The following is a 17,156-nucleotide window of genomic DNA, read 5'->3' as shown; positions in this document are numbered from 1 at the left end:
CGGGCAGCGCCTGCTTCGTGAGCTCGCACCGAAATTACTGGCTGCTTTCTTTGGTCTTACTTTTCCCGGTCAGAAAACCTTCCAGGATGATCAAAGCAGCACCAATGCAGATTGCTGAGTCGGCGATGTTAAACGCAGGCCAGTGCTTCTGTCCGATATAGAAATCCAGAAAGTCCACCACAAAACCGTGGTATAGGCGATCGAACAGATTTCCTAATGCCCCCCCAATGATCAGGGCATAAGCACTATTTGCCAACCCATGGCTGGCCGGTGTACGACGCATCCAGACCAGCAGTAATCCGGTCACGCCCAGCGCAATGGCCGTAAACAGCCAGCGCTGCCAACCACTGGCATCACTCAGAAAACTGAAGGCTGCCCCATAGTTGTGAACATACAACAGATTAAAGAATGGCAACACCTCAATGCGATTTGGCCAACCATAACCCATGGTGTCCATCACAAGAAATTTACTGCCAATATCGATCGCAAAGACCAGAACCGCCAGCCACAGCCAGCGGATTCCGGATTGCTTCAGAGTCGGTAAACTACTCATCAGGCAAACTTACGCTCTTCGCCCTGACCATCAATGTTGGTCACACAGCGGCCACAGATTTTCTCGTGTCCGGCGATGGTGCCCACATCGGCCACATGGTGCCAACAGCGATCACATTTCTCTGCTTCAGTTGGGGTGACCAGAACAGACAGACCCGCAACATCCGTTGCTTTGGCATCGGCAGGCTGACTGTCAGCCAGTGCCACTTTCGCTTTCGATGTCAGCAACACGAAGCGCAGCTCATCTTCCAGACGGTTCAGCTTCTCCGCTAATTCAGGTGCCGCATACAGCGTCACTTCAGCCTGCAGAGCGCCACCAATGCGTTTTTCATTCCGTGCTTCTTCCAGCAATTTGTTCACTGCACCACGCACGGCCTGTACTTCAGTCCAGAATTCGTTGCTGAAGCCTTCATTGTCAGCCAGACCGAACAGACCTTCAAACCACTCACCGGTGAAGACAAAGGTATCACGCTCACCTGGCATTTCACTCCAGATTTCATCTGCGGTGAACGACATGATCGGTGCCATCCAGCGAACCAGTGCTTCCACGATGTAGTACAGGGCCGTCTGACAGCTACGCTGCGCATGACCACCACGTTTTGCGGTGTACTGACGGTCTTTGATCACATCCAGATAGAATGAACCCATCTCGATTGAACAGAAGTGCATCAGGCGTTGTGTGACCGCATGCAGGTTGTACTCATCATAAGCTGCGATGATTTCTTCCTGCGCAGCTTTCGCCTGAGCAACAGCCCAGCGATCCAGGGCGACCATTTCTTCAGCCGGAACGCAATCTGTCGCTGGGTTGAAACCACTCAGGTTCGCCAGCAGGAAACGCGCGGTGTTTCGGATACGACGGTAAGCATCTGCACTACGCTTCAGGATCTCGTCTGAAACCGCAACTTCGCCGGTGTAATCGGTCGATGCCACCCACAGACGCAGGATGTCAGCACCCAGCTTGTTAGTCACATCTTTTGGTGCAACCACGTTGCCGATCGACTTCGACATCTTCCGGCCCTGACCATCGACCACGAAACCATGCGTCAGTACCTGGCGGTACGGTGCTTTGTCTTTCATGGCAACCGATGAGATCAGCGAAGACTGGAACCAGCCACGGTGCTGATCTGAACCTTCCAGATACAGGTCGGCAGAATTCCCGTGGAACTCTTCACGGTTATCGACGACAGCATAATGGGTCGCACCGGAGTCGAACCAAACGTCCAGGGTATCCAGCACTTTTTCGTACTGTTCCGCGTCGGCTTCACCCATGATGTCAGCAGGATTCAGATCCCACCAAGCCTGAATACCTTTTTCTTCCACGAGCTGAGCGACTTTTTCGATCAGCGCAGCTGTGTTCGGATGCAGTTCCTGTGTCTCTTTATGAACGAAGAGTGCAATCGGAACACCCCAGGTCCGCTGGCGGGAGATACACCATTCCGGGCGACCTTCAACCATGCTTTCAATTCGGCTTTGGCCCCACTCCGGCATCCACTGAACGCCTTTGATTTCTTCCAGCGCTTTCGCACGCAGACCATTCTGATCCATCGAGACGAACCACTGCGGGGTTGCACGGAAGATAATCGGGGTTTTATGACGCCAGCAATGTGGGTAGCTGTGCTCATAAGCGTGATGATGCAGCAGCGCACCATGTTCTTTCAGCGTTTCAACAACAGCATCATTCGCTTTAAAAACGTGCTGGCCGGCAAACAGTTCTGTGTCCGGCAGGTAAACACCGTTGCTGCCAACCGGGTTGGCTACTTCCAGACCATATTTCTGACCGACCGCGAAGTCTTCCTGACCGTGGCCAGGTGCGGTGTGAACACAGCCTGTACCCGATTCAGTGGTCACGTGATCACCCAGAATCACCGGCACATCAAAGCTGTAGAACGGATGGTTGAAGCGCAGCAGATCCAACTCAGCACCTTTGGCAAACCCAAGGTTGTGGTAGTGCTCAATGCCAGCACGATCCATCACATCTTTGGCCAGCTCTGCAGCCATGATCAGGCGCTCAGGCTGCTCACCTTCCACTTGGATCAGAACATATTCCAGATCGTCACGGACAGCCACGGCACGGTTGGCCGGCAGTGTCCAAGGCGTCGTCGTCCAGATCACGATCGATACATCGCCCCGACCCTGATGTTCTTCCGTCAGATGGAACTTACTCAGCACTTCAGCTTCATCAACGGCTTTGAATTTCACGTCGATTGAAGGCGAAACTTTATCTTTATATTCAACTTCAGCTTCAGCCAGTGCGGAACCACAATCGGTACACCAGTGAACTGGCTTGAAGCCTTTCAGCAGGTGGCCGTTGTCAGCAATTTTGCCCAGCGCACGGATAATGTTGGCTTCAGTGCCGAAATCCATCGTGCGGTATGGCTTGTCCCACTCACCCAGAACACCCAGGCGAATAAAGCTTTCTTTCTGACCTTCAACCTGACCGGCTGCATAAGTGCGGCACTTTTCACGAAACTCGGCTGCGGTCACTTTTTGTCCCGGCTTACCGACTTTCTTCTCAACCATCAGTTCAATCGGCAGACCATGACAGTCCCAGCCCGGTACATACGGCGCATCAAAACCCGACAGGGTTTTCGACTTAATAATAATGTCTTTGAGAATCTTATTCAGTGCGTGACCAATATGAATATCACCATTGGCATAAGGAGGGCCGTCATGCAGCACGAAAGACTTTTTACCTTTCTTGGCTTTACGGATTTCACCGTAAAGATCCTCATCATACCAACGCTTCAGCATGGCAGGCTCGCGCTGGGCCAGGTTGCCTCGCATCGGAAACCCTGTTTCAGGCAGGTTCAGGGTATCTTTATAGTCGCTCATTGATTCTCAATTCCGTTACTTGGGCGAAGTTGGACATGTTGACGATGCTCAGACAGCCACACCCGCGCTGTCTGGGCATCACGCTCGATTTGCGCTTTCAGCGCATCAAAGGAGGCGAATTTAATTTCATCTCTTAATTTGTGGTGTAGCACCACTTCAATCTGACAACCATAGATATCAGATTGATAATCAAATACATGGACTTCCAGTTGCTGGCGTTCACCATTGACTGTCGGGCGTCTGCCGACATTGGCCACCCCGGGCAGTGGCTGTTCTGCCACGCCCAGCACCTCGACCGCATACACACCAGAAACCGGTGACACGCGGCGCTTCAGCGGCACATTCGCCGTTGGGAAGCCAATTGTACGGCCCAGTTTCCGGCCATGGGAAACACGGCCACTGATACTGTACGGCCGCCCCAGCATAATTTCAGCTGCGGCCAAATCGTCCTGGGCCAGTGCTTCTCGGATCGCCGTGCTACTGACCCGCTGAGTTTCAACACAAAAACTCTGCGTGCTGACAACTTCAAAGCCGAATTCACGTCCGGCAGCTTCCAGCATGGCAAAATCGCCGCTTCGGCCTTTCCCGAAGCAGAAATCATCGCCAACCACCAGAAACTTAACACCCAATTGTTCCACCAACAAGCGGCGAACGAAATCATGCGGCGACATGTTGGCAAAGCGGGCATTAAAATTGACGCACAACAGGCGATCGATGCCCGCTTTTCTCAATTGCTGATACTTATCGCGAAAGCGGGTTAACCGTGCCGGGGCTTTTGCTTTGGCAAACAGCTCCATGGGCTGAGGCTCAAATGTCATGACTGTCGCAGGAACCCCTAACCGCCGGGCCTGCTCACGCACCTGAGACAATACCGCCAGATGGCCCAGATGGACCCCATCAAAATTACCTATCGTCAGAACACAGCCATGATGGCCGGGCCGGATATTGTGGATTCCTCGGATCAATTCCATCTGCAGCTTATCATTACCAAAGTCAAAAACTGACGGATTATATACCAGAGCGCAATGGTGTTAAAACCATCCGCCCCAGAAGATACATTTTTTTGCCCTGCGACAGACAAGTTTCGCCCATTCGGTCCATTACCCTTCAGTGCGAAGATGATGCAAGCGCACTCCGCTGACACCCAGCGTCAACAAGTAGCTGACAGCGCCAACACCAATCAGACCGGTCAGCCAGTAAACTCGCTGCAGGAAACTCATCGCCAGCCATTCCGCCATGTCTGGCAACAGCCACAGTAAAGCTGCAACCATGGCTCCGCCAGCAATCACTAAGCGAATCACAAAGCCGATTGTGGTTCGTGACACCTGATAAACCCCAGCGCGGTGCAACCCACGGTACAAAAGTGCCGCGTTCACCAGAGCCGACAAGGCTGTTGCCAATGCCAGGCCAACATACCCGAATAAATAGGCAAAAATCGCATTGAACACCATGTTACTGACCATCGCGACAATGCCATAACGTACCGGTGTTTTGGTATCCTGCCGGGCATAGTAACCGGGAGCCAAGACTTTAATCAGCATGAAATTCAGCAATCCCGATGCATAAGCCAGCAATGAAAGCCCGGCCTGCTCTACATCGTTCGGGGTGAATTCTCCCCGCATGAAGAGCACCATTAACATCGGTTTTGCCAGCACCATCAAGCCCAGCATAGCAGGCAAACCCAGCAGGAGTACCATACGCACCCCCCAATCCATGGTCTGTGCAAAGTGCGCCCGGTTCTGATCAACGTGTTTTCTCGACAGCGCCGGCAGAATCACAGTGGCGATCGCGATACCGAACAGCCCGAGCGGAAATTCCAGCAGCCGGTCTGAGTAATACAGCCAACTGATCGACCCCGTCATCAGGAAACTGGCAATAAAGGTATCAAACAGCAGGTTTATCTGACTCACCGAGACACCAAACAAGGCTGGGATCATCAGTGTCCGGATTTTTACCACCCCGGGATCCCGCCATCCCCAGCGAGGCCGTACCAGAACACCAGCCCGATACAAAAACGGCAACTGAAACAGAAACTGAACCAGCCCCCCGAGAAACACACCAAGTGCCAGACCGATTTCTGGCTGAGTCAGATTCGGAGACACCCACCATGCACACAGAATAATCGAAATATTGAGGAACACCGGCGTAAACGAAGACACGGCGAATTTCCCCAGGGTATTGAGGATCGCCCCCGACAACGCCACAAAGGTAATGAACCATAAATAAGGAAAGGTGATTTTAAGTAACAGGCTTGCCAGTTCAAATTTAGGGGCTGCCGGGCCGTCATTCAGCCAGTCCACAAACCAGCCGGCCCCGAACAGGGCGGTGATCACCCCCGAGCCGAGCACCCCGAGCAAAGTCACCAGCGTCACGATGCCCCCCAGCGTACCAGCCGCTCTGGCAATCAGCTCACGGGTTTTGTCTATGTCTCCCCCCGCATGGCTTTCTGTCAGCACCGGCACAAAGGCCTGAGAGAATGCCCCCTCAGCAAAAAGCCGGCGTAGAAAATTCGGAATCTTGTTGGCAAAGAAAAAAACATCGGCAGCCGCACCGGCCCCCATCAGGTTCGCGACCACCACATCACGGACTAAGCCCATGACGCGGGAAACGAAAGTCATACTGCTGACAATCAGCCCTGAGCGCAAAAGACGCTTACTCACAAAAAAACCTCACAAAAGATGGCCCAGAAAGGTGACTTGCAGGACCAAAAGCTGATAGAATCTGCCGCCATATTAACCGTGTTAATGCACAAGTGCCAAATTGAATGGCACGGCTGTTATTTGCACAAATCATTTGACAATCTTTGGTTTTAGAGGCATATTCCTCGGCCTTAAATTGTCACCGAACCAAGAATTTGGGAGTTACACCCTTGGCAAATATCAAATCTGCTAAGAAACGTGCAATCACTTCTGAAAAACGTCGTCAGCACAACGCTAGCCGTCGTTCTATGATGCGCACTTTCTTCAAAAAAGTTGTTTCTGCTGTTGAAGCAGGCGACAAAGAAGCTGCAGTTAAAGCTTTCGCTGACATGCAACCTGTGATGGACCGTATGGCTACTAAAGGCCTGATCCACAAAAACAAGGCTGCTCGTCATAAAGCGCGTCTGGCTGCAAAAATCAAAGCTCTGTAATTCAGTGCATTGATTGAACAGCAATAAAAAAACCGGCTCAGGCCGGTTTTTTTATTGCTGCGATTCGGACAATGCCGTGATTTCAGTGCAACGAGCACGGTTTACGGACAGTACATCTCTTGCAACAACTCGATCATCGATTTTACTTCCTGGCTTTTCAGACGATAGTAAACCGTCTGTGATTCTTTTCGTGTAGCCACCAGGCCATCACGTCTGAGCCAGGCTAAATGCTGCGATAAGGCCGACTGACTTAAGTCCAAACGGTCACTCATCGTTCCAACCGACAATTCTCCCTCTAGCAAATAGCATAAAATCAATAACCTCCGCTCATTGGCCATGGCCTTAAGCAAAGACACAGCCTGAGGAGCACTGTGATGTAACGTTATGGCTTCCATCTTTCCACCGACTTCAGTGATTTATTCTATAACCTCTATCACTGAAAAAGGCGGTCATTTGAACAGTTTTCTGAAATCAGCCTCGCAAATTTTCTTGACTGCCGGGTGCATGATCATGCGTTCAGCAAAAATCACATAATACTCTTCCCGGATGGCCCGCACCCTTTTTACCTCTCGAACCGCATGTAACTGTTCAATTTCAGACGCATAAATAGAAGGCGCAACGAACATAGATTTTCGATATGCACCAAACGCTTTCATCAATGCAGCATCATCAAACTCCCCCAGAATATTCGGCGTGATACCCTGTTGATCGAACCAGTGGTGCAGTTTGCGGCCCATCGCGGTACGACGCCCCGGCACCAGTAACTTATACTCTTCCAGACAGGCAGGGAAACTCAGAGGCTTATCAGGATTCGAGCAGAAAAAACTCATCCCGGATTCCCCCAGCTTTTTACTGAACAATCCCGGGCTTTGCGTCGAGTCAACCGGACAATCTGACAGGATCATATCCAGCTTATGCTGTGATAATTGTTCAAGCAGCATTTCGTGTGTCGATTCATAACATCGCAGGTGGATCCGCTCATCTTCAGGAATCCCGGCCATCAGGATTTTACTGACCAGGCGTTTTGACAGCGCATCGGCCACCCCGACTTCCAGCAGTTGATTCTCACGCTGCGTATAATTGATGATATCCAGCATTTCGTAGCTGAGATCAAACATCTTGTCAGCATATTTGAAGACCAGTTGCCCCAGCTCTGTCGGCTCGATATGCCGGCCAACCCGTTTAGTCAGCTTGCCATTCAGCCGCTCCTCCAGCGCACGGATCTGCCCCGTCACTGTTTGCGGTGCCAAAAACAAAGCGTCGGCCGCTTTCGTAACCGACCCTTGTTTGCAGACCATCCAAAAGTAATACAAGTGGTTGTAATTTAAGTGCGACACTGCTGCTCGCCTCAACGCTCTACGAATAAAAAACCCCAGGCTTTTCGCCTGGGGTTTATCCTAAGTGTTTTTGTTTCCAAACACACGAATATCCTGGGTTTGGAACGGGAAGTGCTTATTCAGTCTTCGCATCCGGCTCTTTTTCAGATGTTAGCGGATGACGGTAACGTTCGCCGGCACGTTGTTCCAGTGCACGGGCAACAAAGTTACCGGACACCTCTTCTTGCTGCGTCCGAGCGCTTGCCAGCCCTTGCTGGAATCCTGCCAGATAAGCCTTACAGAGCGCATTGTCACTTTGCTGCTGACAATGGCTATAGTCTTCCACTGCCAGTGCAGTGTTCGCCATCAGGCCAAATGCCAGTCCGATCAATGGTCTCATACACACCTCCCTGTCCCATTTAAGATGATGTTTGGCTGTCCTCGACCGCTTTCGCTGCAGGTAACGAGCGAGAAAGCAACACGTAACCCACAACCGCCGCAGACGTTGAACCAATCAGGATGCCCAGTTTCGAGTAAGTGATCATCTCTGCATCAAGGCCAGCGAAGGCGAGCATTGAGATGAAAATCGACATGGTAAAGCCGATACCACACAACACAGAGACCGCAAATATCTGACCAAATCCTGTGCCTTCCGGCAAACGGGCGATCCCGGTTTTTACTGCCAGCCAGCTCGCGATAAAAATGCCCAGCGGTTTACCAACAAACAAACCCAGCGCAATTCCAAGCGGCAACATCGCCGTCAGACCTTCAGCCGAAACGCCAGCCAGCGATATGCCTGCGTTGGCGAAAGCGAAAATCGGCAAAATCAGATACGCCACGTAAGGATGCAATGCATGCTCCATCGTCTTCAGTGGTGAAATATCCTGTCCCTGTTTATTTTGCCCCTGAAGCGGGATTGCGAAGCCCAGCACAACGCCAGCCAATGTGGCATGAACACCTGACTTCAACACACTCACCCAAAGCACAGCGCCAACAAGAACGTACCAGAACAAGTTCGTCACATTACGGGCGTGCATGATAAAGAGAACGGCTGTTGCAGCAAAAGCAATGCCCAGCGCCACGGCTGACAAATCACTACTATAGAAGAGGGCAATAATCACAATGACCCCCAGGTCATCGATAATCGCCAGGGCAAGTAAGAAAACTTTCAGACTGACCGGAACACGGTTGCCCAGCAAGGCCATAATACCCAATGCAAACGCTATATCCGTCGCAGCAGGGATCGCCCAGCCACCAATCGCAACAGGGTCGGCAAAATTGAACAACACATAGATCAAGGCCGGGGCTACCATGCCGCCCAGGGCTGCAACGGCCGGAAAAATCGCCTTCTCTTTTGTATTCAGTGCACCTTCGATCAGCTCACGCTTGACCTCAAGACCAATCACCAGAAAGAAAATAGCCATCAGACCATCATTAATCCAGTGCTCAACCGATAGACCGGCAATATAAGTATGAAGCGCCCCTTCATAAACAGACTGTAACGGCGAGTTTGCAATGGTCATCGCCAGAGCAGCAGCAATAATCAGCAAAATGCCGCCGGCAGACTCTAATTTAAAGAATTTCAGAATTACATCGGTCATTGACCGCAGCTCCTTACGACTCACTGTAAAATCACACTTTATATGTCAATGCGTGGTAAAAACAGTGTAGACGTCGACTAACACCTCTGTGAAATCGTTTGTTTAGAGCGAATAGCTCGATAAAACCGAAGTATTAAAGACTAAACACCGTAATACCCGCAGTATCCACTTACCTGTCGCCGCTTATCAGCCAACTGTTTCACGACAGACGCAGCTCCAAAGAGACGATTGTCGCATCTGCTCACAATTTTTCTCACTGATGTTGAAATAAAAAACGTGCCTGATGCCGACCCATCATCGCCATATTTATCAAAACGTTACCGAGCTTTCTCAAGAATATGATCCTCCTCCCAGCTTGCCTGCCATCACACATCGGGCAGATAAAAATATGAATGACTTTTTTGTGTCATATTTCTGAAATATTCGTTCTCTACCATCGCGGCAACTTTCAAGAAACTGAAACCAAAATGACATCCCAATGTCACGGAGAACAGAATATGACTACCCAAGCCACCACAGCTGAGCCAATGCAAAGCTCCATGCGATGGGTTCGCTGGGCCAACCTGGTGTTCATGCTGTACCTGCTACTCGTCGCCGTTTCTATGGTCAGTAGCGGCTTCAAATGGTCTGTCGGTGAACAAGCCAAAACCCTGTTTGAGTTTGCCTCACATCCCATTGCAGGCCTGATGATCGGTCTGGTAGCCACCTCTTTAATTCAGTCTTCCAGCACAGTCACCTCTATCATTGTGGGTCTGGTTGCCGGTGGTTTACCGGTAGAAACCGCAATTCCGATGATCATGGGGGCAAACATCGGCACCACCATGACCAACACCCTGGTCAGCCTGGGGCATGCCCGGTGCAAAGAAGAGTTTCAGCGTGCTTTTTCTGCCGCAACAGTCCACGATTTCTTTAACCTGCTTGCAGTCTTGATCTTCCTGCCTTTAGAAATGATGTTTGGCCTGCTGGCAAAAATTTCAGCCTGGCTGGTATCACCGCTGATGTCGACAGGCGATATGAGCATGAAGGGCCTGAATTTCATCAAGCCACTGACTAAACCTGTCGTCAATGCAGTGCAAACACCGCTGGAATCACTCGGCAGTATGGGTGGCATCGTTCTGATCGCGCTGGGGATTACCCTGATCTTTCTGGCGATCACCGTCATGGGTAAATTGATGCGCAGCCTGATGGTTGGCCGCGCCCGTGAAATTCTGAAAAGTGCCATCGGTCGCGGGCCAGTCCACGGGATTATGTCGGGCACAGTCGTCACCGTGCTGGTGCAGTCTTCTTCAACGACCACCAGCCTGATGGTTCCGCTGGTCGGTACAGGCGTTCTGAAAGTCCGTGATGTGTATCCATTCACGCTGGGCGCGAATATCGGCACCTGTATCACAGCATTGCTGGCTGCCACCGCGATTTCCGGTGACCATGCTGTATTTGCCCTGCAAATCGCGCTGGTGCACCTGAGCTTCAATGTGATGGCAACCCTGCTGATTTTCGGCCTGCCGTTCTTACGGGAACTACCGTTGAAAGGTGCTTTCTACCTTGGTGAACTGGCCGTGAAGAGCAAGACAGCGGTTGCGGCTTATCTGGGTCTGGTTTTCGTCCTGATTCCTGGCGGTATTCTGGCTTTCACCGCCTGATCCCTGGCGTCACTTCCTTTGCAATACAAAACCATCGCTACAAAAAAAGCCCCGTCTCATTAGAGCGGGGCTTTTTTAATCCTTGAAGTTTCAGTCACACCGAGAACGGATACTGAATCGGATCGTGGTGCTGATAGCCTTCCACTTGAAAATCGTCCATCGTCACCCAGGTTTCCAGATCGTCCAGCGTCTTAATCTCGGGGTTGATGATCAGACGTGGAGACGGAAATGGCTCACGCTTCAGCTGCACATCTCGCATCAGTGGCAACTGATCTTCATAAATATGAGCGTTCACAATTTTGTGATATGCCTTGCCAGCCTTATGACCGGTAATCTGCGCCATGAGTGCTAACAGTGTAAAGACCTGAATCTGATTGAAATTCAGCCCTAATGGCACGTCACAGGAGCGCTGATAGCTGGTCAGATAAAGGGTGTCGCCCAACAACGAAAATGTGTGTGTATGCATACATGGGCGCAGACATCCCATCTCAAATTCGCCCGGATTGTAAAAGGTCAGGATTTCACCCCGATCATCGAGTCCCCGACTCAGATTGTCAGCAATCTTTCGCAACTGATCCAGGGTACTGCCGTCAGGTTTTCGCCAGCTGCGCCCCTGTACACCGTAGACACGTCCCATATCATCCGTGCCTTTCCGGTGCGGATTGTTCAGCCAAGCCTGATTCTCGTTCGAATTAGCATCCCAGGTTTTCGTGCCCAGGGCACGAAAGTCTGCCGCATTGTCATAGCCGCGAATGTAACCCAGCAATTCAGCAATCGCCGCTTTCCAGAAGCTTTTTCGGGTCGTGATCAAGGGAAACTGATTGTTGGCAACATCATAAGTCAGATCGGCATTGATCAGTGTCAGACAACGCTTACCGGTCCGTTCATTTTCAACCCACTCGCCCTCATCAATAATCCGCTGGCATAAATCTAAATACTGTTTCATCGACTCTCTTGACCTGAATTGGCAGGAAATACTCTGGCTGCAAGCATAACACAAAACAGGCAGCCTTTTGGCTGCCTGTTTACTTCGCAAAAGCTGTTAGGCCGTCCGGTGGTGGCCGGCTCTTTTATAGGCCCATACCATCAACAGCAGGCCACCGAAGACCATCGGCAGAGACAGGATTTGTCCCATGCTGATCCAGCCCCCAAACAGACCCAGTTGTGCATCCGGCTCGCGGCAGTACTCGACCAGGAAACGGAACGTTCCGTATCCCAGCAAAAAGAGCCCTGACACCGCTCCGGCCGGGCGCGGTTTACGGATAAAGAAGTTGAGAATAATCAGCAACACAACCCCTTCCAGGAAAAACTCATACAACTGCGACGGATGACGCGGCAGCGGCCCACCACTTGGAAACACCATGGCCCATGGCACGTCCGTGACCCGGCCCCAGAGTTCTCCGTTAATAAAATTCCCCAGACGCCCAGCCCCCAGACCAAACGGTACCAGTGGTGCCACAAAGTCAGCTACATCAAAGAAACGACGGCCATTTCTGTGGGCATACCAGAGCATGGCAGTCATGACACCCAGCAAGCCGCCGTGGAAGGACATCCCGCCGGTCCATACCTTAAACAGATAAAGGGGATCAGCCAGGAACATCTCGAAGTTATAGAACAACACGTAGCCAACCCGGCCACCAATCACCACGCCTAAGAAGCCGAAAAACAGCAGATCACTCACCTGATCACGCGTCCAGCCGCTACCAGCTTTATCCGCCCGGCGATTGGCCAGCCAGAGTGCAAATACGAAACCCAGCAGGTACATCAAACCGTACCAGCGAATCGCCAGAGGGCCGATTTCAATCAGGATCGGGTCAAAATTCGGAAACGTCAGATAGCCTTGACTCATTCAAAACATACTCTTGGTTAATCAATGAAAGCAGCACTCGCGGCAGTGATTTACAGGGCTCGCGGGTACTCTCACGCCAATCCACAGACAGGCTTACACTAAAACAACATCTTGCCGCCAACAAATAACAGAAAGATGGCAAATATTTTCTTCAAGGTCGGGGTCGGTAAGCGGCTGACCAAGCGAGCGCCGAACCGGGTTGTCAGTACTGAAGTACACACCACCCCCAGTAGCGCAGGCAGATACACATACCCCACACTATAAGCCGGTAATGCTTCATCTCCGCTACCGGCGACGATAAACCCCGTCATGCCGGCGACCGCAATTATTGAGCCACAAAACGAAGCGGTTCCGATGGCACGCCGCATTTCAACCCCATACCAACTCAGATAGGGGACGGTCAGCGAACCACCGCCAATCCCCGCCAGACTGGCAACCAAACCAATCACACTGCCACTGCCGACAATTTTCGCTCCGCCTGGCAAGGGATGAGGATGACGTCCTGTCACTTTCAGCGATAACAGCATTTGCAACGCCAATAGCAGCACAATACCAGCAAATATCTTTGGCAGCCAAGCTGAAGGTACCCATTCCGCGACCGCGCTGCCAGCCAACCCACCCAAAACCATCCCGGGTGCCAGTAATTTGACCAGTGAAACATCCACATTCCCCAACCGAAGATGGCTTCGGGCTGACGAGCCGGAGGTCAGGACAATACAGGCCAGCGAGGTCGCCAGTGCAATATGCATGACCAAGGCCGTATCAATCCCGACATGAGGCAGCAACCAAACCAATGCCGGGACAATCAGCAGACCGCCGCCAATACCGAGCAAACCAGCCAGCAGACCAACCACAGCCCCCAAGGCTAAACACATCAGGAGCAACCACAACATCTCTGGCATTACTTATTTCCCTGCACGGATAAAACCACCCATACCACGTTGTTCAACAAACGCTGTCGCCATCTGGCGAACATCCTGACCAAAAGTCGCTTTCAGGGCTTGGGCTGCGAGTACTTCCATATCACTGAGCGCCGTATGACGAAGAACATATTTAATCTTGGCGACGTTCCGGGTATTCATACTGAGAGAGCGATACCCCATCCCGACCAGCAACAGCGCACCAAGCGGATCACCCGCCAGCTCACCACAGACACTGACAGGCATCGCAAGAGACGCACTGACGGTTTGAATATGTTTGAGTGCCTGCATGACAGCCGGATGGAATGCATCATAGACATTCGCAACCCGTGAATTGTTCCGGTCGACGGCTAATAAATACTGGGTTAAGTCATTACTGCCCACCGAAATAAAATCCACCCGCCCCTTTAAGGCCGGCAGTTGATAGAGAATCGAAGGGACTTCAATCATAATCCCCAGTTTTGGCCTGCGTAACCGCTGTCCCTGACTTTCAGCGAACGCAGACACCTCTTCAAATGCCCGCTCAATCAAGGCTTTAGATTCATCCAGTTCCGGGATCCCGGAAATCATCGGCAGCAGAATATCCATGTTATCAAGGCCGATGCTGGCCTTCAGCATTGCCCGAACCTGCATCAGGAAGATTTCCGGATGATCCAGCGTAAAACGGATCCCACGCCAGCCCAGAAAAGGATTGTCTTCTTCGATAGTGAGATAAGGAAGCGGCTTGTCTCCGCCGATATCCAGTGTCCGCATCACCACGGATTTATCCGGATAAGATGTCAGAATGGCACGATACTGAGCCGCCTGTTCCTCCTCGGAAGGGAAACTGCGCTGGAGCAGAAACGGCACTTCAGTCCGGTACAGACCGACACCGTCGACACCTTTGTTCACTGCAATATTCGTATCCGCACTCAATCCGGCGTTGAGATACAGAAAAATTCTTTCCTGATCGGCCGTCACCGCAGCTTTATCCAGATCCTGCTCGACCAACGCTGTCAGCTCATTTTCTTCTTTCAGCAGTCGTTTGTACTCAGCCAGAACCTGCCGGTTCGGTTCAATCAGCAGATCGCCCCGGTAACCATCCACAACCACCAGCGTGTCATGTACTTTTTCCGGGATAAAATCGACCCCCATGATCGCGGGGATCCCTAAAGCCCGGGATAAAATAGCGGCATGGGAGTTTGCAGCACCTTCCTGCGCCACCACGGCGGCCAGCTTATCTCTGGGAATGCTGGCCAGCATGGCGGCTGTCAGCTCACGGGTGAGTAGCACAATCGGTGCATCCCACTGATGCTCAATCCCTTCTTCATTATGCAGAAAGAACAGCAAGCGCTGCCCCAACTCCCGGATATCATGCGCCCGTTCCCGCAGATAAGCATCTTTCATATTGGCAAACCGGGCAGAGTAAGTTTCTACGGTCTGCCGGACAGCCCATTCGGCTTGATCCCCCCCAGCAACTTTCGAGAAGAGATCTTTGCGTAGCATCGGATCGTTCAACAGATGGCTGAACAGATCAAAAATGGCCAGGGTTTCCTTGTGAAGTTCACTATCGAAGCGTTTACGCAAACGGCGAAATTCGTTGCTGGCCATTTCAATGGCAATACTCAGTCGCTCCTGCTCGGCCTCCCGATCCAGGCAGGATGCCGGACTGACCACCTCTAGCCTCGGCTGGTTGTCGTCCCACCAAGCTCTGGCAACCGCAACCCCTGTCGATGCAGCGGAACCAGTCAGATGCAGGCCATCCCGCTGATCCGGCCACATCCCCTGCGCTTTTGCATGGGCCAGAATCACAGCCAGCTGTGCCGCCAGCGTTACCATGAACGACTCTTCACTTTCTGTAAATTCACGCTTTTCGCGCTGCTGAATCACCAGAACGCCAAGCACCTTGCGCTGATGAATAATCGGAGTACCGAAAAAAGAACGGAAGGATTCTTCGTTCGTACCGGGGATATGCTTAAAATTTGGGTGGCTGCTGGCATCTGCCACGTTGACAGGTTCAGCCTGGCGGCCAACCAACCCCACCAGACCTTCACTAAAACTGAGTCCAACCTGATAAGACGGTTTGGTGAGCCCTTGCGTCGCCATCAACATATATTGCTGACGATGTTCATCCACAATGTAGACAGAGCAGCACTCCGTCTTCATCGCATCACAAATACTGACCACCAGCACATCCAACGCTTCGAGCAGGGTCGGTGCGCTGGCTACTTTCTCCACGATTTCTCTGAGCTGGGTCAGCATAAGCATTATGATCCCTTGGGTTAACCTCGCCTGTTTTTACGTTTCGACTTCCGTTCTTTTCGTTCCTTAAACGGCATTGCCATCGCCGCAAATTCTTTCAGCGCCCGCCGATATACATCCCGTTTAAAGGACACAACCTGACGAACCGGGTACCAGTAGCTGACCCAACGCCAGCCATCAAATTCCGGGGTGGTGCCACGCTGCATGTTCACCTTAGACTCATCGCACTCCAGACTCAGCAAAAACCACTTTTGCTTTTGCCCGATACAAACCGGTTTGGAGTCCCACCGAACCAGACGCTTCGGTAATTTGTATCTCAGCCAATGGCGGCTGGATGCCAAAATCCTGACGTCCTTTTTGGTCAGACCCACTTCCTCATACAGTTCACGGTACATGGCCTGTTCAGGAGTTTCCCCCTCATCGATACCGCCTTGCGGAAACTGCCAAGAGTGTTGTCCATATCGTCGAGCCCAAAATACCTGGCCATGGCTGTTACAGATAACTATCCCCACATTAGGGCGGTATCCATCGCCATCAATCACTGGACGACCTCAAGTAAAAATATCAATTAACAGTGATTTTTTCACAGAAATAGCCTCAGGGTAAACATTCATTGTCATCAATCACTGTTTTTTCCTACCTGGCACTCACTTTATGGATAACTTCGTATTGATTCGTTGGTTATAAACAGAGAAATGAGACCTCTCCCACATTTATTCACGCTTTCTGTGGATAGTTTTGTGTAGAAGCTCTGTTATTGCTGATTTAATCAACAAAACCAAAACAAACCCGATCCTTGCGACGATAATAAATTCAAAAAATAACCACTAATAATCAGTTAGTTAAATCAAAAAACCCAGCATTCCCTATGGCATTCACTCAATCTCATTCAGCGGATCTTCAGAGGTGGTCAAAGATCCACCAAATTTACATTTATCCACAATAGAAGTCAGAAGATGACGAAATAAACGCCAGCGCCCTGTTCAAATTCCACACAAACCCCTGTGAATCCGTCCAGATTACAGAATATGCACTTTGTTCAAAAATCTACCTGTGGATATCTTTGGAGGAGGAT

At 51.3% G+C, this 17,156-nt stretch carries 15 protein-coding genes; 2 read left to right on the top strand and 13 right to left on the bottom strand.

Annotated elements, in window-relative coordinates; translation table 11 throughout:
- Positions 1 to 34 precede the first annotated feature (34 nt).
- The 4 genes from lspA to murJ form a co-directional block, all read right to left on the bottom strand.
- On the bottom strand, positions 35 to 553 hold the full coding sequence (lspA, locus tag EA58_RS16505) for a signal peptidase II (RefSeq protein WP_036755273.1): 519 nt from the start codon (positions 551 to 553) through the stop codon (positions 35 to 37).
- Positions 553 to 3,384, bottom strand: coding sequence for an isoleucine--tRNA ligase (gene ileS / locus EA58_RS16500; protein WP_036755271.1), 2,832 nt, complete (start codon positions 3,382 to 3,384; stop codon positions 553 to 555). Before ileS ends, lspA begins: the two co-directional genes overlap by 1 nt.
- Positions 3,381 to 4,355: a bifunctional riboflavin kinase/FAD synthetase gene (gene ribF, locus EA58_RS16495; RefSeq protein WP_036755269.1), complete on the bottom strand. Its 975-nt coding sequence runs from the start codon at positions 4,353 to 4,355 to the stop codon at positions 3,381 to 3,383. Before ribF ends, ileS begins: the two co-directional genes overlap by 4 nt.
- A gap of 129 nt (positions 4,356 to 4,484) precedes the next feature.
- The gene (gene murJ / locus EA58_RS16490) at positions 4,485 to 6,044 is read right to left on the bottom strand and encodes a murein biosynthesis integral membrane protein MurJ (RefSeq protein ID WP_036755267.1); all 1,560 of its coding nucleotides are present in this window, start codon (positions 6,042 to 6,044) and stop codon (positions 4,485 to 4,487) included.
- 209 nt (positions 6,045 to 6,253) lie between these two features.
- On the opposite strand from murJ, the gene rpsT reads away from it, so the two are divergent.
- Positions 6,254 to 6,514, top strand: a complete 261-nt coding sequence (rpsT, locus tag EA58_RS16485) for a 30S ribosomal protein S20 (RefSeq protein WP_036755265.1) — start codon at positions 6,254 to 6,256, stop codon at positions 6,512 to 6,514.
- 101 nt (positions 6,515 to 6,615) lie between these two features.
- On the opposite strand, the gene EA58_RS16480 is transcribed toward rpsT, so the two are convergent.
- The 4 genes from EA58_RS16480 to nhaA form a co-directional block, all read right to left on the bottom strand.
- Positions 6,616 to 6,909, bottom strand: a complete 294-nt coding sequence (locus EA58_RS16480) for an ArsR/SmtB family transcription factor (protein WP_036755263.1) — start codon at positions 6,907 to 6,909, stop codon at positions 6,616 to 6,618.
- 54 nt (positions 6,910 to 6,963) lie between these two features.
- On the bottom strand, positions 6,964 to 7,851 hold the full coding sequence (nhaR, locus tag EA58_RS16475; protein ID WP_036755261.1) for a transcriptional activator NhaR: 888 nt from the start codon (positions 7,849 to 7,851) through the stop codon (positions 6,964 to 6,966).
- A 115-nt stretch (positions 7,852 to 7,966) separates the two neighbouring features.
- The gene (locus EA58_RS16470; protein ID WP_036755258.1) at positions 7,967 to 8,230 is read right to left on the bottom strand and encodes a hypothetical protein; all 264 of its coding nucleotides are present in this window, start codon (positions 8,228 to 8,230) and stop codon (positions 7,967 to 7,969) included.
- A gap of 19 nt (positions 8,231 to 8,249) precedes the next feature.
- Positions 8,250 to 9,431 carry a Na+/H+ antiporter NhaA gene (gene nhaA / locus EA58_RS16465; RefSeq protein WP_036755255.1) on the bottom strand — a complete coding sequence of 394 codons (1,182 nt, stop codon included), beginning with the start codon at positions 9,429 to 9,431 and terminating at the stop codon, positions 8,250 to 8,252.
- Positions 9,432 to 9,928: 497 nt separating this feature from the next.
- Here nhaA and EA58_RS16460 point away from each other — a divergent pair, with 497 nt between their 5' ends.
- Positions 9,929 to 11,071: a Na/Pi symporter gene (locus EA58_RS16460; RefSeq protein WP_036755252.1), complete on the top strand. Its 1,143-nt coding sequence runs from the start codon at positions 9,929 to 9,931 to the stop codon at positions 11,069 to 11,071.
- Positions 11,072 to 11,165: 94 nt separating this feature from the next.
- Here EA58_RS16460 and EA58_RS16455 read toward each other — a convergent pair whose 3' ends face one another.
- The 5 genes from EA58_RS16455 to rppH form a co-directional block, all read right to left on the bottom strand.
- Entirely contained in the window at positions 11,166 to 12,017 is an 852-nt protein-coding gene (locus EA58_RS16455; RefSeq protein WP_036755250.1) for a thymidylate synthase, read from the bottom strand.
- A 96-nt stretch (positions 12,018 to 12,113) separates the two neighbouring features.
- Positions 12,114 to 12,920, bottom strand: a complete 807-nt coding sequence (lgt, locus tag EA58_RS16450) for a prolipoprotein diacylglyceryl transferase (RefSeq protein ID WP_036755248.1) — start codon at positions 12,918 to 12,920, stop codon at positions 12,114 to 12,116.
- 98 nt (positions 12,921 to 13,018) lie between these two features.
- A complete protein-coding gene (locus tag EA58_RS16445) occupies positions 13,019 to 13,822 on the bottom strand; it encodes a sulfite exporter TauE/SafE family protein (protein WP_036755246.1) in 804 nt (267 codons plus the stop codon).
- 3 nt (positions 13,823 to 13,825) lie between these two features.
- A complete protein-coding gene (gene ptsP, locus EA58_RS16440) occupies positions 13,826 to 16,081 on the bottom strand; it encodes a phosphoenolpyruvate--protein phosphotransferase (protein WP_036755244.1) in 2,256 nt (751 codons plus the stop codon).
- A 20-nt stretch (positions 16,082 to 16,101) separates the two neighbouring features.
- Complete coding sequence (rppH, locus tag EA58_RS16435) at positions 16,102 to 16,623, bottom strand: RNA pyrophosphohydrolase (protein ID WP_036755242.1); 522 nt, start codon at positions 16,621 to 16,623, stop codon at positions 16,102 to 16,104.
- Positions 16,624 to 17,156 lie beyond the last annotated feature (533 nt).

Origin of the sequence: Photobacterium galatheae (genome assembly GCF_000695255.1) — a bacterium.
Lineage (GTDB): Bacteria > Pseudomonadota > Gammaproteobacteria > Enterobacterales > Vibrionaceae > Photobacterium > Photobacterium galatheae.
Note: the sequence above shows the minus strand (reverse complement) of the source record. Positions and strands in the feature narration are given on the sequence as shown.